Raw genomic sequence first — 21,902 nt, forward strand, 5'->3', positions numbered from 1 at the left:
GGGACGTCCGATGCGCATCGCGGTGGTGAACAACTTCTTCCCGCCGCGGGTGGGCGGCAGCGCGCACATGGCGGCGTCGCTGGCGGGTCAGTTCGCCGCGGCCGGGCACGAGGTCCTCGCGATCACGGCGGCGTACGCCGACGCCCCGGCCGAGGAGGAGCGCGACGGCTACCGCGTCGTGCGGCTCCCGGCGGTGAAGATGCCGCAGATCGGGCTGTCGATCGACTTCGACATGAGCTTCGCGTCGCTGCGGCCGGGCAACTGGCGGCGGCTGTGGAAGCTGCTGGACGAGTTCAAGCCGGACGCGATCCACCTGCACGGCCAGTTCTTCGACCTGTCGTGGCTGGCCGGGATCTGGGCGCGCCGCCACGGCGTTCCGACGCTGCTCACCATCCACACGCTGCTGATCAGCGACAACAAGCTGTACGGCGGGGTGTTCCGGCTGCTCGACGCGGTGCTGGTGCGGCCGATCCTCGCGTACATGAAGCCGAGGTACGTGATCCTCGACAAGCTGGGTGTCGACTACTGCGTCGACCGCTACGGCACCAGCGACGCGAACTCGGAGTACTTCCCGATCGCCGTCGACACCGGTCATTTCGCGAAGCCGGTGACGAAGGACATCCGCGCGGAGCACGAAATCGGCGATGCACCGCTGATCGTGTCACTGGGGCACGTCATCCCGCTGCGCAACCGGCTGCCGCTGATCGAGGCGCTGCCGTCCATTTTGGACCGGCACCCCGGCGTCCGGGTGGTCGTCGTCGGCCGGGTGTACCACGACGCGTTCCTGAAGCGGGCCGCCGAACTGGGGGTGTCGGACGCGCTGGTCGTCACGGGCGCGGTGCCGAAGGAGGACGTCCCGGCGTACTTCGCGGCGGCGGACATCGTCACGCACGACCTCAACGGCGGCTGCGGCACGGCGTCCCTGGAGGCGATGCTGTCCGGCACGGCGACGATCGCGTCGGTCACCGAGGACAACTACCCGGGCATCGAACTGCGCAACGGCGAGAACGTGCTGCTGGTGCGCCCGGACGACGCGGAAGCCGTGGCCCGCACGGTGATCGAGCTGCTCGACGACCCGGATCGCCGGGCGTTGATCGCCCAGCGCGAGAGCGAGCTGGTGCGGTCGAACTTCGGGCTCGACGTCGTGGCGGAAGAGCACTTGAGGACGTTCGAGAAGCTGGTGTCGGAAGCCGATGTTCTTCGATGACGAGCGCAGCCACCGGCTGCGCCCGCAGATCCTGACCGAGCTCGTCTCGCAGTACATGAACGACGCCGAGCGCGCGGCGTTCTACGGCCTGCCGCCGACGTGCCGCGTGCGCGAGCGCGTGAAGATCATCAGCCCCGAGAACCTGAAGATGGGCGACCACTGCTGGATCGGCGAGGGCGCGGCGCTGGACGCGAGCGGCGGCCTGGAGATCGGCGAGCACACCAGCATCGGCCTGAACACGCTGATCTTCACGCACTCGAGCTGGCTGGCGAACATGACGCTGCAGAACCATTCGGGCAGCGACCTGATCGAGCGCAAGCCGGTGAAGATCGGCAAGGGCTGCTTCATCGGCGGCCTGGTGGTGATCATGGCGGGCGTGACGATCGGCGACTTCGCGACGGTCCAGCCGAACTCGGTGGTGGCGAAGGACGTCCCCCCGCGGACGCTGGTGGCCGGGAACCCGGCGCGCGTGTTCCAGCGCTACGACGAGGAGTACATCCAGGCGGAGGCGGACCGGGTCCGGGCGGAAAACGCCCGGCGGCGGGCGATCGCGGAGTCACACGGGCAGGACACTTCGGGCTGGGGAGCCCCATCGGGCGACTACTCGGCGGAGTAGCGATCCGGCACGATGATATTCGTGCGGTGGCCCACCGATCTCCTGACTTACCAGGACTGGTGCACCTTGCCGGCGCGCCCAGCGGCCCTAGAGCCGGTCACCCAGAAGCTTCGCCACCGAGACATACACGTCCTCGCGGTTCGTCGGCGTGTAGAACTGCGCGAACCGGCTCTGGCCGTGCCCCCGCTTGCCGATGGCGACCATCTCTTCGCCGTCCGGGAATTTGCAGTGGCTCGCGTACTCGCCGGCGCCCGGGATCGGCTTCGCGGGCTCCTTGCAGTCCTTGTTCAGCCGGCCGATGGTCGCCGACGGGCTCTGGGCGCCCGGGATCGCCACGACCACCAGCTCCCCGTTCAGCCCGTACCCGCAGTGGTAGGCCGTGCCCGGGTTCACCGCCTCGGACTCGCCCTCCTTGCCCTCGCCGCTCTCGCCCGGCCGGCCGGTGAGTTCCCGGACCTCCGAGCCGCCCAGGAACGGGCAGGCCGCCGTCACCTTGGCCGGGGACACCACCGGCGCGAACTTCGGCGTGGTCGGTGTCGGTGTCGGCTTCGGCGAAGTAACCGAAGTGGATGACGGCGGCGCCGACGTCGTCGCCGACGCCGCCGTCGTGGAGCCGCCCGAACACGCTGTGACGCAGGTCAGCAGGCATGCGGCGGCGAAGAATCCCCCTGTGAAGCGCACGCTTGACAATCTAGCGCTCAGTCACGGAACGCGGGATTGCGGTTACGCAACGTTTCAGCCGCCGGACGTCGCGAAGATCGGGACGCAACCTTTCGGCGCCCCGGCCGTCGCTGGGTGAGGACGGAGTGAGGTGACGCATGGCGCGTGGCGACGAGGAGTTCGCGGAGTTCGTCCGTGCGTCGTCGGCCCGGCTCACCCACGCCGCGTTCCTGCTCACCGGCGACCGCCACCAGGCCGAGGACGCCGCCCAGACCGCCTTCACCCGCACCTACGCGGCCTGGTCGCGGGTCCGGCACAAGGACGCCTACGGCTACGCCCGGACCGTCCTGGTCAACCACGTCATCGACGGCTGGCGGCGCCCGTTCCGCGAGTACGCCACCGAAGTGCTGCCCGAGCAGCAGGACCGCCTCGACGTCGGCAAGTCCGTCACCCAGCACGCGTGGCTCACCGCCGTCCTGAAGATCCTCACCGACCGCGAACGCGCCGTCGTCGTGCTCCGCCACTTCTTCGACCTGCCGGAAACCGAGGTGGCCCGTGAGCTCGGCGTTTCCGTGGGTACCGTGAAGAGCACGAACTCGCGGGCGCTGGCCAAGCTGCGGATCGAGGCGGCCGATCCCGAAGACACCTTGATCGGGGGGAGCGGGCGGTGAACGACCTCGACGGCCTCCGCGCGGCCCTCCGGCAGCCGCCCGGCGAGCCCTTCGCCGAACCCGACCTGGCCCGGATCATGCGGGACGGCACCCGCCTCCGGCGCCGTCGCCGGGTGCTGACCGGCACCGCCGGGATCGCCGCCGCGGCCGCCGTCGTGCTCGTCGTGGTGTTCGCCATCCAGCTGCGGCAGCCCGCGCCCGCGCCGGTCGCGCAGCCGCCCGCACCCGTTTCGGTGACACCGGCACCGACACCCACGACCAGCCGCGCACCCGCGGTGCCGGCGATCGGCGACGTCGTGGGCACCGGGATCCGGACCCCGGCCGGCGAGATCGTCCTCTACGCGCAGGCCGTCGACATCCCGGAACTGCCGAACGTCCGCTTCGGCCTGGCGGCGGGCTTCCGGTCCGGGGAGTCGCTGCAGGCGGTGCTGCTGTCGAACGAGACCCGCGGCTCCGACCTGTCGTTCGGCTTCCACGCCACCGACGGCGGCGAGGTCATCCGCGACACGCTCATCCCGGTCTTCGGCTACTTCTCCGGGCGGGCGGCGCGGATCACGACGACGGTGCACGGCAAGACCGTCGACGCCCACCTGGCGACCTGGACCGCGGACGCGACCGTGGTCATCTTCTGGTTCGACCCCGCCGAGGTCCCGAACTCGGCCGTCCTGACGCCGCTGATCGCCTACGACGCCGACGGCAAGCGGCTCACCAAATAGGCGGTACCGGCCGCGGCGAGCCGGGCGTAAGAACCCCACCGTGACCTCTCGACGAGTGTTCCTCACCGCATCGGCCGCCGCCGGGATGCTGGCCGCCGTCCCCGCCGGCGCCGCCGAGCTCGGGGACCGCGGGCCCGGCGGCCCGGTCCGCCCCCAGCGTCCCGACGCCGAGCTGCGCGCCCTGCTCCGCCAGGTCGACGAACGGCGGATCGAGGCGACCGTGCGGCGGCTGGCCGCGTTCGGCACCCGACACACGCTGTCCGCGCAGGACGACCCGGCGCGCGGCATCGGCGCCGCCCGCGACTGGCTCTTCGCGCAGTTCCAGCAGGTCGCGGCGGCTTCCGGTGGCCGCCTGACCGTCGCCCTGCAGTCGTACGTCCAGCCACCCGCCGACCGGATCCCGGTGCCGACGACGATCACCAACGTCGTCGCGACGCTGCGCGGGTCCACCGATCCCGGCCGGGTGTACGTCGTTTCGGGGCACTACGACTCGCGCCGCAGCGACGTCATGGACTTCACCGGGGACGCGCCGGGCGCCGACGACGACGCTTCGGGCGTCGCGGTCTCCCTGGAATTGGCCCGGGTGCTCTCGACGCGGCAGCCGGCCGCGACGATCGTCTTCGCGGCCGTCGCCGGCGAGGAACAGGGCCTCTACGGCTCGCGGTTCATGGCGCAGCAGTTCAAGGCGGCGGGCACCGACGTCCAGGCGATGTTCACCAACGACATCGTCGGCTCCAGCCGCGCCGACGACGGCACGCGGGACCCGTTCACGATCCGGCTGTTCGCCGAGGGTGTTCCGACGGCGGAAACCCCGGCCGAGGCGAACCTGCGCCGCAGCATCGGCGGCGAGAACGACTCCCCGCCGCGGCAGCTGGCGAGGTTCGTCAAATCCGTGGCGGAGAACGACGCGACCGGCATGACGGTCCGGGTGATCTACCGGCGTGACCGCTACCTGCGCGGCGGCGACCACATCGGCTTCCTGGAGCAGGGCTACCCGGCGGCGCGGTTCACCGAGCCGAACGAGGACTTCGCGCACCAGCACCAGGACGTCCGCGTCGAGAACGGCGTCCAGTACGGCGACCTGCCGGAGTTCTGCGACTTCCCGTTCATAGCGCGGGTCGCGCGGGTGAACGGCGCGGCGCTGTGGTCGCTCGCCACGGCGCCCGGCACGCCGAAGGGCGCGAAGATCCGCACGGCAGCCCTGACGAACGACTCCGAACTGCTCTGGGACGCCACCCCGGGCGCCACGAGCTACGAGGTCGTCTGGCGCGAAACGACCGCCCCGGACTGGACGCACGCGATCGACGTCGGCCCGGCGCTGACGGCGAAGGTCGACCTGTCGAAGGACAACGTCTTCTTCGGCGTCCGCGCGGTGGGCCCCGGTGGCCGCCGGAGCCCGGCCGCGTTCCCGGCGCCGGTGAGCTAGGCCGCGGCCTGCGTCAGCACCTGCTCGACGACGTGGTGCGACGGCAGGATCAGGTCGCGCTCGGTGTCGGCGTCGACCTTGTCTTCGAGGAGGTCGCAGAACCGGTCCAGCTGGGTCGCCAGGGGCTCGCGGGCCGTGACCAGTTCCGGGATCTCGATGACCGTCTGCTGCCGGTAGCCGAGGCCGTCCGGGGTGACCGAGTCGTGCGAGACGTGCCGGTAGATCGTGACGTCGCGGCGCAGCAGGTCGATCTCGATCAGCCGGTCCAGTTCGGACACCACCAGCGAGCGGACCTTCTTCTGCCCCAGCCGGGACGCCGACACCGTGGCCAGGCCGGTCGGGAACGACAGCACCGTCTCGATGGTGTCCTCGGCGCCCTCGACCGACGACGGGTGGAAGTAGCCCGCGCCGGACGTCACGCGCGACGGCGTCGCGCCGCCGAAGAACTGGATCGCCAGGTCGACGTCGTGGACCAGCAGGTCCCACGCCACGCCGGTCTTGATGCGCGGGGCGTACGGGCCGTGGCGGCGGGCCATCAGGTGCACCGGCTCGTTCACCAGCGCCCGCGCGGTCATCACCGCCGGGTTGTAGCGCTCCAGCAGCCCGCACATCAGCGGGACGTCCTTCGACGCCGACAGGGAGACGATCTCCTGCGACTTCTCGAAGCTGTTGCAGACCGGCTTCTCGACCAGCATCGGCTTGCCCTGGCCGAGGATCTCCTGCGCCAGGTCGTAGTGCGCCTCGGTCGCCGAGGCCAGCACCACGGCGTCCACATCGGACAGTGAGCCGATCTCCGGCGTCCACTGCGTTTCGTACCGCTCGGCGACGGACCGGCCCGCTTCCTCGCGCGGATCGATCACGCGGACCAGGTCGACGCGCTCGTTGCCGGCGAGCACGCGGGCGTGGAGGGAACCCATGTTCCCGGTACCGACAAGAGCGATCCGATGCGTCATGCGCCCAGTACCTCGCGAACGGTTTCGATGATGGTGTCCAGGTCGGACTCGGTCAGGTGCGGGTGCACCGGCAGCGAAAGCGCCTGCTCGGCGACCGACTTCGCGACCGGGAAGTCCTCGACGCGCGCGCCCGGGATCAGGTCGTGACCCGCGTAGCAGTCGTAGTCGAAGACGATCTTGGGGTAGTAGATGCCGTTGCCGATGCCGCGCTCGGTGAGCGCCGCGGCGAGTTCGTCGCGCGAGAGGAACGCGTGCGGGCCGACCAGCACGGTGTACTGGTGCCAGACGTGCTCGCGGCCCGGCAGCACCTGCGGGACGTCGAGGCCCGGCGTGCCGGCGAGGCCCTCCGACAGGCGCTTCGCGTTCGCCTGGCGGGCGGCGGTCAGCTGGTCGAGCTTGGCCAGCTGCGGAATGCCCACCGCGGCGTGCAGGTCGGTCATCCGGTAGTTGTGCCCGGCGACCTCGTACTGGTAGCGGGCGCGCATGCCCTGGTTGCGCAGCACGCGCAGCTTGTCGGCCAGCGCGTCGTCGTCCGTGGTGATGACGCCGCCCTCGGCGGTGGTGATGTTCTTCGTCGCGTACAGCGAGAAGCAGCCGATGCCGAACGAGCCGGCCGGCTTGCCCTCGAACGACGCGCCCACGGCCTGCGCCGAGTCCTCGATCACCGTCAGGCCGCGTTCGGCGGCGAAGGGCGCGAGCTTGCCCATGTCCGCCGTCTGGCCGTAGAGGTGCACCGGCATGAGGACCTTGGTGCGGTCAGTGACGGCGGCCGCCACGGCGTCCGGGTCGATCGCGAAGTCGTCGCGCCGGATGTCGGCGAAGCGGACGGTCGCGCCGGCCTCGAGGATCGCGTTCAGCGTCGCCACGAAGGTGAACGGCGAGGTGACGACCTCGTCGCCCGGCTGCAGGTCCAGCACCTGGAGGGCGGCGACCAGCGCGGTGGTCCCGTTGTTGACCGCGATCGCGTGCTTGGTCCCGGAGACCGCCGCAAAGGCGTCTTCGAAGCGCTTGACCATCGGTCCCTGTGCGATGGCGCCGGAGCGCAGCACCTCGACGACGAGGTCCTCCGCGTCGCGGACGTCGACCACAGTGATGGGGATCATGGGCAGTCTCTCTCGGCAGGCGATTTCGGCGCGTCCGGTACAGTGAGCCGCCGGTTCTGCGCCCGGCCGCCCTGCAGCAACGCGGGCCACACGTTACCGGGCGCGGCAGCACGCCCAGTACCCAGCCGCCGACGAACGGACGACCACCCGTGGCCAACCGCATCCACCCGACCGCCGTCATCGGCGAAGGCGTCGAGCTCGGCGAGGACAACGTCATCGGGCCGTTCGCGGTGATCGCCGGGCCCACGCGCATCGGCGACGGCAACTGGATCGGCCCGCACGTGACGATCGGCACGCCCGGCGAGGACCGTAGCCGTCCGCACCCCGCTGCCTGGGAAGACGCGCCGACCGGTGACCCGGATCATGACGGACACGGTGTCGTGATCGGCAGCCGCAACCGGATCCGCGAGTACGTGAGTGTCCACCAAGGGACCTGGCGGACGACGACCGTCGGCAGCGACGGCTACTACCTCCGCAACAGCCACATCGCGCACGACTGCCTGGTCGGCGACGGCGTGACGATCGCCTCGAACGCCGTCACGGGTGGCCACTGCCACATCTGGGACGGCGCGAACCTCGGCATGGGCGCGATCCTGCACCAGAAGGTCGTGATCGGGCCCGGCGCGATGATCGGGATGGGCTCGGCGGTGCGGCGCGAGATCGGCGCGTTCACCATCGCCGTCGGCAACCCGGCCCGCGTCACCGGCGTCAACGTGGTGGGCCTGTCCCGCCGCGGTCTCGACGAGGAGACGATCGAGGCCCTCGGGCCGTGGCTGAAGGGCAAGGAAGGTCTCCCCGACGTCACGCTGCCGGGTGACCTCTCTACCTTGGTAAAGGCGTGGGACGCTCGCCCGCGCGACGAGCACTAGGAGTCACGAACATGGCGGATGTCGCCCCCAAGCTGCGCGAAGTCTTCGTCGAGGCGCTGGACCTCGACGGCGGTGTGGACGTCGAGAACCTGAAGTACCGCGACATCGAGGCGTGGGACTCGGTCGGCCACATGGCGCTGGTCGCGGCCATCGAGGACGAGTTCGACGTCGAGTTCGACACCGACCAGGTCATCGACATGTCGAGCTTCAAGGTCGCCGTCGACATGGTGACCGAGCTGCAGTCGAAGAATGACTGATCTGTCCGGTCGGGTCGCGCTCGTCACCGGCGGGACGCGGGGGATCGGCCTGGCCACCGCCCGCGCGCTCGCCGAGGCGGGCGCGACGGTGGTGCTCACCGGCCGCGACGAGGCTCGCGCCAAGGAGGCGGCGGCTTCGGTGGGCGCCTCCGGCCTCGCCCTCGACGTCACCGACGCGAAAGCGGTGTCTTCGCTGGTCAGAGGGGTCGCGAAGGAGCACGGAAAACTGGACATCGTCGTCGCGAACGCCGGGATCATGGAGGACGCGCTCCTCGGCATGATCAGGGAAGACCTCGTCGACCTGACGCTGAGCACGAACGTCGCCGGCACCCTGCACACCGTCCAGGCCGCGGCCCGGGCGATGATGCGGAAGAAGACCGGCTCGATCGTCGTGCTCGCGTCGATCGTCGGGGAGTACGGAAGCGCTGGTCAGACCGTGTACGCGGCGTCGAAGGCGGCCGTGGCGAACATCGCGCGGTCGGCGGCGAAGGAGCTCGGCCGGTCCGGCATCCGCGTCAACGCGGTCGCGCCGGGCGTCATCGAGACCGATCTCACCGCGGGCCTGTCCGAGGACGCGAAAGCAGAAAACGCGGGCAAGACCCCGCTGGGGCGGCTGGGCCGTCCCGAAGAGGTGGCGAACGCGATCCGGTTCCTGGTGAGCGACGAAGCGTCGTTCATCACCGGCCAGGTGCTGGGGATCGACGGAGGCTTGGTGCTGTGACGCTGTTGGGTGCGGGAGCCCGGCTGGTCGATGTGGCCGGGGGCCGCACGCTGGCGGGCGCGGAACTGTCGGCCGAGGTCGGCCGCGCGATGGACGCCATGGCGGCGCTGCCCACCGGCGTCGTCTTCGCGCGGATGTCGATCGACCTCGGCAGCGTGCTGACCTACCTGGGCGCGTTCGAGTCCGGGCGGGCGATCGCGCTGATCGACCCGGCCCTGGACGCCGACGTGCTGGCCGGGCTGGTCTCGCGCTTCCGCCCGGCGGCCGTGCTGGCGGCTTCGGGCGACGCGCCCGAAGGGTATTCGGTGCGGGGTGCCGACTGGGTCCGCGACGCCGCCGACGGCGTCCAGCCCCACCCCGACCTCGCCGTCCTGCTCCCGACCAGCGGCTCGACCGGCAACCCGAAGCTCGTCCGGCTCAGCAGGCAGAATCTTCTGGCCAACGCCGACGCCATCGCGCAGGTGCTGCACATCGACGCCGACGAGGTCGCGCCCACCTGCCTGCCGCTGCACTACAGCTACGGCCTGTCGGTGCTGAACTCGCACCTGGTGCGGGACGCGACCATCGTGATCGAGCCGTCCGGCGTGCTCGGCCGCGGGTTCTGGGACGCGGTGAACACCCACGGCGTCACGTCGCTGTCCGGTGTCCCGTACCACTACGAAATGCTGCGGCGGCTCAAGTTCGACCCCGCGAAGTACCCGACGCTGCGCACGCTGACGCAGGCCGGCGGGAAGCTGCGCGACGAACTGATCGCCGAGTTCAACGACAAGATGCTCGCCGTCGGCGGCCGGATGTACGTCATGTACGGCCAGACCGAGGCCGCGCCGCGGATGACGACGGTGCCCGCCGAGCGGCTGGCCGAAAAGCTCGGTTCCGCCGGGCCGGCGCTGCCGGGCGGGAAGTTCTCGGTCCGCCGGGACGACGGGTCCGAGACCACGCACCCGAAAATCGTCGGTGAGGTCGTCTACCGTGGGCCCAACGTGATGATGGGCTACGCGGACGACGAGTCCGGCTTGGCCAAGGGTGACGAATTCGGCGGCGTGCTGGCCACCGGTGACCTCGGGTACCTCGACGAAGAGGGGTACCTGTTCATCACCGGGCGGCTCAAGCGCATCGGCAAGGTGTTCGGCAACCGCGTCAGCCTCGACGACCTCGAGCAGGCCGTGCGCACGGCGGCGGTCGGGATCGACGTGGTGGCCGCGGTCCCCGCCGGCGACAAGGTGGTGCTGTTCGCCGAAGGGGCCGACAAGGACATCTGCAAGGACGCGTCGCGGGCGCTGTCCGAACGGCTGCACCTGCACGTCAGCGGGTTCGACGTCCGCCCGATCGACACCGTGCCGCTGCTGGCCAGCGGCAAGATCGACTACCGGTCACTGGAGGCGAAGGTATGAGCGTGTTCACTCGGTCGCAGGCCGACCGGGAAGCCCTGCTGCTGCCCGAGCTGGCCTCGTTGACGGCCCACCACCGGGCGAACTCCGAAGGCTACGACCGGATCCTGTCGTCGCTCGGGATCGCGCCGGACGCGCAGTTCGGCTCGATCGCGGAGCTGCCGTGGCTGCCGGTGCGGATGTTCAAGACGCACGACCTCAAGTCGGTCCCGGACAGCGAGGTCTTCAAGACGCTGACGTCGTCGGGCACCACCGGCGCCGGCGCGTCGCGGATCTACCTGGACAAGGAGGCGGCGGGCGCGCAGACCAAGCAGCTGGGCGCGACGCTGCAGGAGGTCCTCGGCGGCGAGCGGCTGCCGATGCTGATGGTCGACACGATCGGCATCATCAAGAACCGCCGGTCCTTCTCCGCGCGCGGCGCGGGTGTGCTGGGCATGGCGAACTTCGGCCGCAAGCACACCTACGTGCTCGACGAGAACGACCAGCCGGACGTCGAGGCGGTCAAGAAGTTCCTGGCCGAGTACGGCGACAGGCCCTTCCTGATCTTCGGCTTCACGTTCATGGTGTGGCTGTACCTGTACGAGGTCGCGCGGGACCACGGGCTGGACCTGTCGAACGGGATCCTGATCCACTCCGGCGGCTGGAAGAAGCTGATCGACCGCGCGGTGGACAACACCGAGTTCCGGCGGCGGTTCGCCGACGACACCGGGCTCACCCGGATCCACAACTACTACGGGATGATCGAGCAGATCGGCACGGTGTTCCTCGAAGGCCCGTCCGGGAACTCGCTGTACTGCCCGGACTTCGCCGACGTCGTCATCCGGAACCCGGAGACGTGGGAAGAGCAGCCGGTCGGGGAGCCGGGCGTGATCGAGGTCGTCTCGACACTGCCGCGGTCGTACCCGGGGCACGTCCTGCTGACCGAAGACCTCGGCGTCTACAACGGCATCGACGACGGTGACTGGCCGGGCAAGCACTTCTCCGTGCTCGGCCGGCTGCCGAAGGCCGAGGCCCGCGGGTGCTCGGACACGTTCTCGGGAGCGGCAGCGTGACTTCCCTGACCCAGCGCTTCCCTTTGTCGGATGCGGTTTCGGTAGACGACCTGATCGGTCAGCTGCGCGCCGAGCCGCCGGGCGGCCGGTTGCGGATCGGCGACCCGCGGATCGTCGAGTTCGTGACGAAGTTCGCGCGCAAGCTGCTGGCCCCGGCCACCGCACGCCGGTTCCCGGAGCTGGCGTCGCTCGGGTTCTTCCTGCGCAAGGGGGAGATCGCCAAGGCATTGTCCACTCTGGACACTTCGGGCAACGCGCTGCGGTTCCCGCGCGGGCTCGTGTTCCACGTGCCGCCGGCGAACGTCGACACGATCTTCGTCTACTCGTGGGCGCTGTCCGCGCTGGCGGGCAACCACAACGTCGTGCGGGTCTCCTCGCGCTCGGCCGGAGCCGCGGAGGCGGTGCTGGAGGCGCTGAACGCTGCACTGTCCGAAGTGGACGCCGACACGGCGGCCGCGATCACGGCCACCCAGCGGATGGTCACCTACGACCGCAGCGACGAGGTGAGCGGCGCCCTGTCACTGGCCGCCGACCTGCGCGTCATCTGGGGCGGCGACGGCTCGGTCGCGGCCCTGCGCAAGTACCCGCTCGCCCCGCACGCGCGTGACCTGACGTTCCCGGACCGCTCGTCCTTCGCCGTCGCCTCGGTGGCGGGCTGGCAGCGGGCGTCCGAGGCCGAGCGCCGCGCGGCGGCCGAGGGCTTCTACAACGACTCGTACTGGTTCGACCAGGCCGCCTGCTCGTCGCCGCGCGCGGTGTTCTGGGTCGGTGACGAAGCCGGGGCGCGGCAGGCCGGGAGCGAGTTCCGCACCCTGCTGGCGGTGGTGCTGGAGACGAAGCAGCACGTCACCGAGCCGGCGATGGCTGTCCAGAAGCGCGTCTCGGCGTACGGCGCGGCGGTCGACGGCCTGGTCAAAGAGATCGCTTTCCAGGGCAACGGCCTGGCGACGCTCGAGCTGGCCGACCCGGCCGTGCTGCCGCGCGAGTGGCTTGGCGCGGGCACGTTCGCCAACGCGCGAGTGTCCTCTTTGTCCGACTTGGTACCGATCGTCCTTCGCAAGGACCAGACGGTCAGCCAGTTCGGCTTCACCGCCGAGGAGCTGACGGCGTTCGCGCACGAGCTGGCGGGCCGCGGGGTGGACCGGATCGTGCCGTTCGGCTCCGCCCTGACCTTCTCCGCGGTGTGGGACGGCTACGATCTGCTCTCCGAGTTCAGCCGCCTGGTCACGGTGCAGGTCTGAGGAGAGCGTCGATGACGACCGTTGAGGACCTGCCGGCGGCCGGCAAGCAGCCGAAGTCCACCCGGGCGAAGATCCTCGACGTCGTCCGCTGGGTCGCGATCGCGCTGGTCATCGGCTTCGCGGCGAAGCAGCTGGCGGCCAACTGGGGCGAGTTCTGGCACACCCTGCGTGACGTCGCCTGGCAGTCCTCGCTGCTCAGCCTGGTCGCCCTGGTCGCGGCGATCCTGGTGTCGACCTGGGGCTGGCAGATGATGGTCGACGACCTCGGCGAGCCGATCGGCTACGCCCGCGGCGCGCAGATCTGCCTGGTCGGCTCGCTCGGCAAGTACGTGCCGGGCTCGGTCTGGGCGTACCTGCTGCAGATGGAGCTCGGGCGCAAGGCGGGTCTCGCCCGCGCCCGCATCTTCACCGGCTCCCTGATCCAGCTCGGCGTGGGCGTGGTTTCGGCGCTGGTGGTGTCGTTGCTGGCCGCGCCGGCGGTGTTCAGCAACAGCCCGCGAGCACTGTGGCTGTTCGTGCTCATCCCGCTCGGCCTCGCGATGCTGCACCCGAAGATCCTGACCTGGGGCACGTCCCTGGTGCTGCGGATCCTCCGCCGCCCGCCGCTGGCCCACCCGCTGGGCTGGGCGGTGATCGGCAAGGTGTTCGCCGCCTCGACGGCGGCGTGGTGCCTGCAGGGCGTCCACCTGTGGCTGCTGGCCAACTCGGTGGGCACCCCGGGCCTCGGCGGCTTCGTGCTGTGCGTGGGCGCGATGGCGGTGGCGATGACGGTGGGCACGTTCGCGTTCATCCTCCCCAGCGGCGTCGGCGTCCGCGAGGTGGCCCAGGTGGCCGTCCTGACGGCGAGCGGCCTGACGATCGGCCAGGCCACGGCGTTCGCGGTGGCCTCACGGGTGATGTTCACGGTGGCCGACCTGCTCACCGCGGGCCTGGCGGCGGTGGCGGCCCGCACGGCCCGCCCGGCGGTCACCCCCGCCTGACGAAATTGTCCCCAAGTTGTCCACAAGGTTGTGCACCTGTGGACAACACTCGATCGGGTGAGGTCGACGAGCCCGCGGGGAAACACCCCGCCGCCGCAGGTCGATAACCTTTCGACGGCGGGCAGGTGCGGTGACGAGGTGAGGGGGCCGGGTGGTCTACGCGGTCGTGGTGGCCTGGCTCGTCGTCGCCGCGACCGTGGTGCTCACCTGGAGCCGCCTCGACACCGACCGCGGCTGGCGCGGCTTCGTCCTCACGCTCACCCTCGGCCTCTCGCTGCTCCACCAGCTGCTGTTCGCGACCGTCACCGAGGACGCGCTCGTGACGTTCCGGTACGCGCAGAACATCGCCGACGGCAACGGCCCGGTCTTCAACCCCGGCGAACGCGTCGAGGGGTACACGAACTTCCTGTGGCTGGTGCTGATCGCCCTGCCGCGCGCCGCGTTCGGCGCCGACGTCCGCACCACGGCCGTCTTCTTCGGGGTCCTCGCCGCGCTCGGCTGCGTGCTCCTGTCCTGCTTCCTGGTCAACCGGATCGTCGCGGCGGCCGCCCCGGACGGCGCCGAGCCGCGGCCCGCGATCGGGGTGGCCGCCGCGGTGCTCACGGCGAGCGCCGGCGGCCTGGCCGTCTACGGGGCGTCGGGGTCCGAAGTCCCGCTGTTCGTGCTGCTCGTCCTCGCCGTCGGCTACTCGCTCGCCGCGCGCCGCCCGGTGGTCGCCGGGGTGCTCGTCGCCTTCGCCGTGATGACCAGCCCGGAGGGCCTGGTGGTCGGCGTGCTGGCCGGCCTGTGGCTGGCCGGGGCCGCGTGGCGGCGGAAGCACACCTGGTGGGCGCCGGTCGGGTACCTGCTCGGCGCCCTGGTGTTCCTGATTCCCCGGCTGGCCTGGCGGGCGACGTTCTACCAGCACTTCCTCCCCGCGCCGCTGGCCGCGAAGCTCGGCGCGCCGCTCGGCTCGCAGCTCAACGCCGGCTGGCCGTACCTGTCCGGGTTCGCCCTGGCGCACCAGGGCTTCCTGCTGCTCGGCCTGGTCGCCGCGGTCGCGCTGCTGCTGCGCCGCTCCGACGCGGAGGTCGGGGTGGCGACGGACGGCAACGCAGCCGGGGTTCGGCGGGGGACCGAGGGCCGCGCCTTGATCGGGCTGCTGTTCGCGACGGCCGTCGGCCTGGCCGCCGCGGCCGTGCTGACCGGCGGCGACCCCGGCCCCTCGTGGCGGCTGCTGGCCCCGGTGCCGCCCCTGCTCGCCGTCGGGGCCCTTGCCGCCTACGGCGTGCTCACCGTGGACGTCGCGGGGAAGCCGTCGCCGCGGCCGAAGCCGGTGCCCGCCGGAACGCGGCTGGTGCCGGTGGCCGCCGGCGGGCTCGCCGGGATCGCGGTGCTCGTCTCGGTGTTCAGCCCCGAGATGCTCGACCGCGTGCGCGACTGGCGCGCACACGGCGTCGAGCTCGCCGAGATCGGCGGCTGGCTCGGTGACTACCTGCCGCCGGGATCGGTGGTCAGCGCCGCCGCGCCCGGCGCGCTCGCCGCCCACGGCGGGCAGCTGCTCATCGTCGACGTCTTCGGCCGCACCGACGACCACATCGCCCGCGACGGGCAGCACGACGGCGGCGTCGCGACCGACTACGACTACGTGGTCAACGGCCGCCGCCCGGCCGTCGCCGTGCCGGACGCCGGCTACGGCGACCGCCAGCACTGCGCGATCGACCCGGTGTACGCGGGCAAGTACCAGGTGGCGACGTTCCGCCGGGTCGGCACGCCGTACTGGGTGTCGGTGTACCCGCGGGCGGAAGAGGCGAAGTCCCTGGTCGCCGACCTCGACAAGGGCCCGGACTTCCGGTACGTACCCTGTCCTTCGTGAAGCTCGAGGCCCCGCGGCGGCAGCTGGGCGCGGAAGCCCGGCTCGGGATCGGGGTGTTCGGCGCGTCCCTCGCACTGTTCGTGGCGCGGTTCCTGGTGCCGCGGCCGATCGCGATGTCCAACAACGGCGACGGCGGCCGCGTGCTGTGCGGCGCCGGGATCACCTGGAAGGGCCTGCCCGAGCCGTTCGTCCACCTCGCCTACCCGCCCACGCCGGGGACACCCTGCCGGCCGACGTACCTGCTGACGCAGAGCTGGCTCGCGGACCTGGCCGTCCGGATCGGCCGCCTGACCGGCCTGCACGGCACGCTGAGCCTCGTCATCCTGGGCCTGCTGAGCAGCGTCATCGCCGCGGCGGCGATCACCGCGATCGTGCTCGGCCTGCCGCACCCGCGCCGGACCCGGCTGTTCGTGGCCGCCGGGCTCCTGCTGGTCGTCGCGGATTCGGCGTTCTTCGGGTACTTCGCGGCGATCCTCGGCGAAGGCGCGGCCTTCCTAGGCCTGCTGCTCGCCGTCGGCGGCCTGCTCCTGACCGCGCGCGAAGGCCGGTGGAGCTACGCGGGGATGGCCGTGACGTTCGCGGGCGGCGTCCTGGCGGTCAACGCCAAGGTCCAGACGCTGACCGTCCTGCCGATCCTCGCGCTGGCGGTCCTGCTGGTCCGGCCGGGCGGCCTGCGGGGTGCGTGGCGGTGGGCGTCGGCGGTGCTGGTCGTCGGCGCGATCGGCGCCGTCACGCTCTACGCGCAGCAGAGCATCGAGCCCGCGCGGGCGCCCGACGGCACGTACACCGAGTTCCCCGGCGACGACTCCCGTGAGATCAACGTCTTCAACTCGATCTTCCTCAACATCGTCGACGGGAAGCACGACACCGTCGCCGACCTGGCCGAGCTCGGGCTCCCGGCGTCGTTCGCGCAGTACGCGGGCAACGGCTGGTGGCACCCGCACCCGGCGACGATGGACCCCCGGTACCCGCAGTACCGCGACAAGATCAGCCGCCGGAACGTCGTGACGTACTTCGCGACCCACCCGGGCCGGACCCTCGGGGTGCTCGACCGCGCCGCCACCGACCAGCTCACCGCGCGGCCGGACTACCTCGGCAGCTTCGACCAGAGCGCCGGGTTCCCGCCGCACGCGCAGGAGTACCGGGTGCCGGTGGTGTCCTGGCTGACCGGCCTGATCGCCCCGCTCGGCCTCTTCGCGCTGCTGCCGATCTGGCTGTTTGTGGTGGCCAGGACATGGCTGCAGCGGCGGACCGCGCTCGGCGTCCCGCTGGCGTTCCTGTTCGCCGTCTCGGTGACGCAGTTCGGCACGGCGGCACTGGGCGACGGCATCGAGGGCACCAAGCACCAGTCCGTCGCGCTGTTTTCGATCTTGATCGCGCTCGTATTGTGTTCTTCCCCGCTGAACCGCGGTCAACAACCTACGGTCGCGTAACCTGGCCGGATGGCTGACCTGGTTTACCCGCCCGTGATCGCGGCGGCCCGGACGATGTTCCGGGTACTCGACAACCGCATCCGGATCGAAGGCGCGGAGCACATCCCGCGCCGCGGTGGCGCGGTCATCGCGTGCAACCACGTGAGCTACCTGGACTTCATCTTCTGCGGCCTCGGCGCGCGCCCGGCCAAGCGGCTGACACGGTTCATGGCGAAGAAGGAGATCTTCGACAACAAGATCGCCGGGCCGCTGATGCGCGGGATGCACCACATCTCCGTCGACCGGTCCGCCGGGCTGGCCTCCTACCGCGAAGCGCTCGAAAAGCTGCAGGCCGGCGAGGTCGTCGGGGTCTTCCCCGAAGCCACGATCAGCCAGTCGTTCACGGTCAAGGAGATCAAGTCGGGCGCGGTCCGGATGGCCGCCGCGGCCGACGTTCCGGTCGTCCCGATGGCGCTGTGGGGCACCCAGCGGCTCTGGACGAAGGGCCGTCCGAAGGACCTGACCCGGCGGCACGTGCCGATCTCGATTCTCATCGGCGAGCCGATGCACCCCGCGAAGGGCGACGACTGGGACGTCGTCACGAAGGAGCTGCGCAGCCGGATGAGCGCCCTGCTCGACCGCGCCCAGGCCGAGTACCCCGACCAGCCCGCGTCCGACGAGGAACGCTGGTGGCTGCCCGCCCACCTGGGCGGCACCGCACCGACCCCGGCCGAAGCGGCCGAGCTCGACCGGCGCTAGAACGTCAGAACCAGCGCTCGAGGACCTGCGCGACGCCGTCCTCACCGGCCGGCCCGGTGACCTCGTCGGCCACCGCGAGCAGCCGCGGGTGCGCGTTCTCCATCGCGACGCCGTGGCCGGCCCAGCGGAGCATCTCGACGTCGTTGGGCATGTCGCCGAACGCGATGACCTGCCCCGGCCCGACGTCGAGCCGCTCGGCGACGTCGGCGAGGCCGGTCGCCTTGGTGATGCCGTGAGCGGACAGCTCCACCAGGCCGCCCGACGACGAGTACGTGACGTCGACCTCCCGGCCGAACAGTGCGGTCACCGCGTCCGCCATCTCGGCCGACGACATCCCCCGGTGGCTCACCAGCAACTTGATCGCCGGGTGGCCGAGCACCTCGGCCCGCGGCGCCGTGCGGCCTTCGCCGTCGCCCCACGGGTTGTGGTAGTCCGGCTCGATAACGAAGTTGCGCATGTCGTGGTCGGCGTCGGTGCCGACGCGCTCGGTGGCCAGCCGGCAGCCCGGCAGGGCCTTGTCCAGTGCGTGCGCGATGTCGTGGAGCAGCTCCGGCCGCAGCAGGCCGTGCACCGCGACGACCTCCTCGCGGCCGCAGTCGTACAGGACGGCGCCGTTCGCGCACACCGCGTACCCGGTCAGTTCGAGGGGCCCGGCCACGGGCGCGATCCAGCGCGGCGGCCGCCCGGTGGCCAGCACGAACGGTACCCCCGCCTCGATCGCCCGGCGGACGGTGGCGATGGTGCGGCCGGTCAGGGATTCGGAGGGGCCGAGCAGGGTGCCGTCGACGTCGGACGCGATCAACTGGGGTCTCTCCACCCGGCCATTGTCCCTGACTCGTTCGGGCGAAGACGTTCCCATCCGTGCGACTGTCGGTGGTGACCGATAGTCTCCGCCTTCCTCCCCGCCGCCACCCTCAACGGAGAAGCTTCGCTTCACTGTTACTTTTCGCATCGTGCGAGTTGGCATCGTCATTCTTCCGGAAGATCGTTGGTGGGCCGCCGAGCCGAAATGGCGTGCCGCCGAGGAGTACGGCTTCGACCACGCCTGGACCTACGACCACCTCGGCTGGAGAAACCTGGTCGACGGGCCGTGGTTCTCCGCCATCCCGACCCTGACCGCAGCGGCGATGGTGACGTCCCGCATCCGGCTCGGCACGTTCGTGGCCTCGCCGGTCGCCCGCCACCCCGTCCCGTTCATGCGCGAGCTCAACACCCTCGACGACGTCTCCGACGGCCGGCTCGTCCTGGGCGTCGGCGCGGGCGTCGACCACCTCCACTACGACGGCGCGGTGCTCGACGCCCCCGAGCTGACGCCCAAGCAGCGCGCGGACCGCTTCACCGAGTTCGTCGAGGCCCTCGACGGGCTGCTGATGACCGACAAGTTCGACTTCGAGGGCGAGTACTACCGGGCCCGCGAGGCCCGCAACCTGCCGGGCCCGGTCCAGCGGCCGCGGCTGCCGTTCGTCGTCGCGGCGAACGGGCCGCGCACGATGACCCTCGCCGCCCGCTTCGGCGCGGGCTGGGTCACGACCGGCAAGGGCGGCGCGACGGCCGACGAGTGGTGGGCCGGCATCAAGGAGCTCACCGAGCTCTTCGACCGGCGGCTGGACGCGGCGGGCCGCGACCGCGCGAGCATCCAGCGGCACCTCAGCCTGGACGCGTCGCCGGTGTTCTCGCTGAGCAGCGTGGAGGCGTTCCGCGACGCCGTGGGCCGGGCGGAGGAGCTCGGGTTCACCGACGTCATCTCGCACTGGCCGCGGTCGTCGTCGCCGTACGAGGGCCGCGAAGCCGTCCTGGAGCAGGTGGCGAGCGACGTCCTGCCGGAGCTGCGCTAGTCCGAACGAGTGACATCGGGGTGATCGGGAAACCGATTGCCGCCCCTCGGGCGTCGGTACAGGCAAACGCCCCGGGGGTGCGAAAGCCCTCGTGGCCGCGGTGGGGCGCCGCGGCCGCGAGGGCGTCCTACTTCACGATCCGGTAGATGACCGCACCCGGGTTCCGGTAGACGACCTGCAGGAAGTCGTGCCCGTCCAGGTGCTGCAGGCCCCGCGCGATGGGCGTGTCCCGGCGGATGGTGCCGCTGCCGACCAGCACGTAGTGGATGTTCAGCCGGCGGACGGCCGCGCGCGTTTCGGGGTCGGTGTCGTAGTCGGCGAAGTGCTGGGCCAGGTAGAGGGCGTCCGGTGGGGCCACGCCGGCGTCGTAGTGGCCGGCCACCGGGTGCACGCCGGTCAGCGCGTACATCCAGGCCGTGCCGTCGAGCCGGTCGTTGAGCACCTTCTGGTCGGCGGGGATGCCGAGCGTGCCGAGGTGGTCCATCGCGTCGATCTCGTCCTGGCTGACCGGCGGGACCACCTCGCCGGGCAGGCCGTTGTAGTAGAGCAGCGACACCGTCTTGGCGTTGGCCGCGCGGTAGAACCCGCCGGTCAGCACGCCCATCGCGACGACCAGCAGCACCGCCGTCGCCAGCCCGACCCGGCCGGTCAGCCACGGCCGCGCGCGCACCCAGGCGCGGCCGCTCGCGAGCTTCGCCAGCCACCGCTGGGTCTCGCTCATGCCGTGCGCGGCGAGCAGGCACAGCGGGATCGAGGCCAGCGCCATCAGCCGGAACCGGTCGTTCCACCAGGGCCGCGACAGGCTGATCACCCAGTCCTCGCCGCCGAAGCACGCGACGACCACGAACAACGCCGACAGCCCGAGCGCGGAGAGCACCAGCCAGCGCATCCGCCGCAGCGCCGCCAGCGTCAGCACGCCGATCGCCAGGAACACCGTCAGCCAGATCTGCGGGACCGGCAGCACCTGCTTGAACGTGGCCAGCATGGCCAGCGCCTTCCACACCGGCATGTGCGAGCCCCAGGCGTGGTACGGGTACGAGCCGGAGGTGAAGCCGATCGCGCCGAGGATCATCGGCGCGGACACCAGCCCGGCGACGACCATCACCGGCAGCATCCGCAGGACGTCGCCGCCGACGACCCGCCAGGCGGGCCTGCCCTCCGGGACACCGTCGACGCGGCGGCCGCGCACCGCCCGATACCAGCGCTGCACCACCAGCGGGAACGCGAACAGGATGGCTCCGAAGAGTGCGCTCGAGTGGGCGGCGAGCAGCCCGGTCGCGCTCAAAGCCAGCACCGCGCCGGTGTCGATCCCCGGCCGCGCGAGGAACCGCTGCAGCCCGATCACCGCCAGCGGCGTCAGCACGATGCCGAGCGCGAACGGCAGCAGGCCGCTCGACACCGACTCGTACGCCCCGGTCGTCGCGCCGCCCGCGACCAGCGCGGCGCTGCCGGCGAACACCGCGCGGCCGCCGAGCTGGCGCACCAGCGCGGCCATGGCCAGCGCGAACAGCCCGGCGATCGGCATCGTGATCGCGTTCAGCGTGACCGGGATCGACGTCCCGGACAGCTCGTAGACCAGGGCGCCGACCAAGTGGTAGGCGTTCGGGTAGAAGGAGCCGGCCGGGTACCAGTTGATCGTGCCCATGCCGGTCAGGGAGCCGTCGCCGGTTTCGGCGATGTAGCGGATGCCGTTCGCGTGGAACACGGTGTCCCAGCGCTGGAACACCGCCGTCGTCCCGCCGCGGCCGGTGACGACCACGACGATCGACACCGCGACGGCGACGGCGACGCAGGCCCCGACGGCCAGGTGCGCCCGGCGCGTCCACGTCGGTTCCCCGGTGTCCGGCGTGAGCCAGCCGCGCGCCATGGCCAGCCGGCGCAGGCCGTACAGCACGGCGGCGAGCAGCAGGGTGAGCGCGGCGACGCTGAGCGAGCCGTACGGGATGTGCGCGATGGCCAGCCACGGGCCGGCCAGGCCGGTGATGGCGTAGCTGAGCAGCGGCGCGAGCCCGGCCAGGGCCCAGCCGCGCAGGCCGGCGGCCCACCCGACGAGCCCGCCGGGGACCGCCAGCACGGCCACGTAGGTGGCCACCGCGGCGAAGTAGCTCCAGAAGTCCTCGGGTGCAGGCACTGCTTTCCAGGTGTGTCGTAGGCCGAAATGTGATAGTCGGGTGCGGGCCG

21 protein-coding genes are annotated in these 21,902 nt (G+C 71.4%); 16 read left to right on the forward strand and 5 right to left on the reverse strand.

All coding sequences use genetic code 11. The features are described from left to right. The first annotated feature begins 10 nt into the window (after positions 1-10). Complete coding sequence (locus AB0J55_RS09195; RefSeq protein ID WP_364245988.1) at positions 11-1,207, forward strand: glycosyltransferase family 4 protein; 1,197 nt, start codon at positions 11-13, stop codon at positions 1,205-1,207. Next, the gene (locus AB0J55_RS09200; protein ID WP_364244992.1) at positions 1,194-1,823 is read left to right on the forward strand and encodes an acyltransferase; all 630 of its coding nucleotides are present in this window, start codon (positions 1,194-1,196) and stop codon (positions 1,821-1,823) included. Before AB0J55_RS09195 ends, AB0J55_RS09200 begins: the two co-directional genes overlap by 14 nt. An 87-nt stretch (positions 1,824-1,910) precedes the next feature. Here the strand turns inward: AB0J55_RS09200 and AB0J55_RS09205 are convergent, their stop codons facing one another. Further along, on the reverse strand, positions 1,911-2,504 hold the full coding sequence (locus AB0J55_RS09205; protein ID WP_364244995.1) for a hypothetical protein: 594 nt from the start codon (positions 2,502-2,504) through the stop codon (positions 1,911-1,913). A 137-nt stretch (positions 2,505-2,641) separates the two neighbouring features. On the opposite strand from AB0J55_RS09205, the gene AB0J55_RS09210 reads away from it, so the two are divergent. The 3 genes from AB0J55_RS09210 to AB0J55_RS09220 all read left to right on the forward strand — a co-directional run bounded on the left by AB0J55_RS09210 (position 2,642) and on the right by AB0J55_RS09220 (position 5,296). Beyond that, the gene (locus AB0J55_RS09210) at positions 2,642-3,154 is read left to right on the forward strand and encodes a SigE family RNA polymerase sigma factor (protein WP_364244998.1); all 513 of its coding nucleotides are present in this window, start codon (positions 2,642-2,644) and stop codon (positions 3,152-3,154) included. Beyond that, the gene (locus AB0J55_RS09215) at positions 3,151-3,870 is read left to right on the forward strand and encodes a hypothetical protein (protein ID WP_364245001.1); all 720 of its coding nucleotides are present in this window, start codon (positions 3,151-3,153) and stop codon (positions 3,868-3,870) included. The genes AB0J55_RS09210 and AB0J55_RS09215 overlap by 4 nt, the downstream gene beginning before the upstream one ends. An 85-nt stretch (positions 3,871-3,955) precedes the next feature. Continuing rightward, the gene (locus tag AB0J55_RS09220) at positions 3,956-5,296 is read left to right on the forward strand and encodes a M20/M25/M40 family metallo-hydrolase (RefSeq protein ID WP_364245990.1); all 1,341 of its coding nucleotides are present in this window, start codon (positions 3,956-3,958) and stop codon (positions 5,294-5,296) included. On the opposite strand, the gene AB0J55_RS09225 is transcribed toward AB0J55_RS09220, so the two are convergent. Both AB0J55_RS09225 and AB0J55_RS09230 read right to left on the reverse strand, forming a co-directional pair. After that, positions 5,293-6,249, reverse strand: a complete 957-nt coding sequence (locus AB0J55_RS09225; protein ID WP_364245004.1) for a Gfo/Idh/MocA family oxidoreductase — start codon at positions 6,247-6,249, stop codon at positions 5,293-5,295. The genes AB0J55_RS09220 and AB0J55_RS09225 overlap by 4 nt on opposite strands. Then, positions 6,246-7,352, reverse strand: coding sequence for a DegT/DnrJ/EryC1/StrS family aminotransferase (locus AB0J55_RS09230; RefSeq protein ID WP_364245007.1), 1,107 nt, complete (start codon positions 7,350-7,352; stop codon positions 6,246-6,248). The genes AB0J55_RS09225 and AB0J55_RS09230 overlap by 4 nt, the downstream gene beginning before the upstream one ends. A gap of 149 nt (positions 7,353-7,501) precedes the next feature. On the opposite strand from AB0J55_RS09230, the gene AB0J55_RS09235 reads away from it, so the two are divergent. From AB0J55_RS09235 to AB0J55_RS09280, 10 genes are all read left to right on the forward strand, one after another. After that, positions 7,502-8,221: a UDP-N-acetylglucosamine acyltransferase gene (locus AB0J55_RS09235; protein WP_364245009.1), complete on the forward strand. Its 720-nt coding sequence runs from the start codon at positions 7,502-7,504 to the stop codon at positions 8,219-8,221. Between the two features lie 11 nt (positions 8,222-8,232). Next, positions 8,233-8,478 (forward strand): acyl carrier protein, encoded by a 246-nt coding sequence (locus tag AB0J55_RS09240; protein WP_364245012.1) that lies wholly within the window; start codon positions 8,233-8,235, stop codon positions 8,476-8,478. After that, positions 8,471-9,199: a glucose 1-dehydrogenase gene (locus AB0J55_RS09245; protein ID WP_364245014.1), complete on the forward strand. Its 729-nt coding sequence runs from the start codon at positions 8,471-8,473 to the stop codon at positions 9,197-9,199. The genes AB0J55_RS09240 and AB0J55_RS09245 overlap by 8 nt, the downstream gene beginning before the upstream one ends. Continuing rightward, positions 9,196-10,590, forward strand: coding sequence for an AMP-binding protein (locus tag AB0J55_RS09250; RefSeq protein WP_364245016.1), 1,395 nt, complete (start codon positions 9,196-9,198; stop codon positions 10,588-10,590). The genes AB0J55_RS09245 and AB0J55_RS09250 overlap by 4 nt, the downstream gene beginning before the upstream one ends. Continuing rightward, complete coding sequence (locus AB0J55_RS09255) at positions 10,587-11,639, forward strand: acyl-protein synthetase (protein ID WP_364245018.1); 1,053 nt, start codon at positions 10,587-10,589, stop codon at positions 11,637-11,639. The genes AB0J55_RS09250 and AB0J55_RS09255 overlap by 4 nt, the downstream gene beginning before the upstream one ends. Continuing rightward, on the forward strand, positions 11,636-12,880 hold the full coding sequence (locus AB0J55_RS09260; protein ID WP_364245021.1) for an acyl-CoA reductase: 1,245 nt from the start codon (positions 11,636-11,638) through the stop codon (positions 12,878-12,880). Before AB0J55_RS09255 ends, AB0J55_RS09260 begins: the two co-directional genes overlap by 4 nt. A gap of 11 nt (positions 12,881-12,891) precedes the next feature. Further along, positions 12,892-13,860 (forward strand): lysylphosphatidylglycerol synthase transmembrane domain-containing protein, encoded by a 969-nt coding sequence (locus AB0J55_RS09265; protein WP_364245023.1) that lies wholly within the window; start codon positions 12,892-12,894, stop codon positions 13,858-13,860. A gap of 151 nt (positions 13,861-14,011) precedes the next feature. After that, on the forward strand, positions 14,012-15,715 hold the full coding sequence (locus AB0J55_RS09270) for a hypothetical protein (RefSeq protein ID WP_364245026.1): 1,704 nt from the start codon (positions 14,012-14,014) through the stop codon (positions 15,713-15,715). Beyond that, positions 15,712-17,148, forward strand: coding sequence for a hypothetical protein (locus AB0J55_RS09275; protein ID WP_364245029.1), 1,437 nt, complete (start codon positions 15,712-15,714; stop codon positions 17,146-17,148). The genes AB0J55_RS09270 and AB0J55_RS09275 overlap by 4 nt, the downstream gene beginning before the upstream one ends. Positions 17,149-17,157: 9 nt before the next feature. Next, entirely contained in the window at positions 17,158-17,886 is a 729-nt protein-coding gene (locus AB0J55_RS09280) for a lysophospholipid acyltransferase family protein (RefSeq protein ID WP_364245032.1), read from the forward strand. A gap of 4 nt (positions 17,887-17,890) precedes the next feature. Here the strand turns inward: AB0J55_RS09280 and AB0J55_RS09285 are convergent, their stop codons facing one another. Continuing rightward, the gene (locus AB0J55_RS09285; protein WP_364245993.1) at positions 17,891-18,688 is read right to left on the reverse strand and encodes an HAD family hydrolase; all 798 of its coding nucleotides are present in this window, start codon (positions 18,686-18,688) and stop codon (positions 17,891-17,893) included. A gap of 151 nt (positions 18,689-18,839) precedes the next feature. Here AB0J55_RS09285 and AB0J55_RS09290 point away from each other — a divergent pair, with 151 nt between their 5' ends. After that, positions 18,840-19,721, forward strand: coding sequence for an LLM class flavin-dependent oxidoreductase (locus tag AB0J55_RS09290; protein ID WP_364245035.1), 882 nt, complete (start codon positions 18,840-18,842; stop codon positions 19,719-19,721). A gap of 127 nt (positions 19,722-19,848) precedes the next feature. On the opposite strand, the gene AB0J55_RS09295 is transcribed toward AB0J55_RS09290, so the two are convergent. Further along, positions 19,849-21,852: a DUF6541 family protein gene (locus AB0J55_RS09295; protein ID WP_364245038.1), complete on the reverse strand. Its 2,004-nt coding sequence runs from the start codon at positions 21,850-21,852 to the stop codon at positions 19,849-19,851. Positions 21,853-21,902: the final 50 nt, after the last annotated feature.

Source organism: Amycolatopsis sp. NPDC049688 (assembly GCF_040674975.1).
In the GTDB taxonomy this organism is placed as follows: Bacteria; Actinomycetota; Actinomycetes; order Mycobacteriales; family Pseudonocardiaceae; genus Amycolatopsis.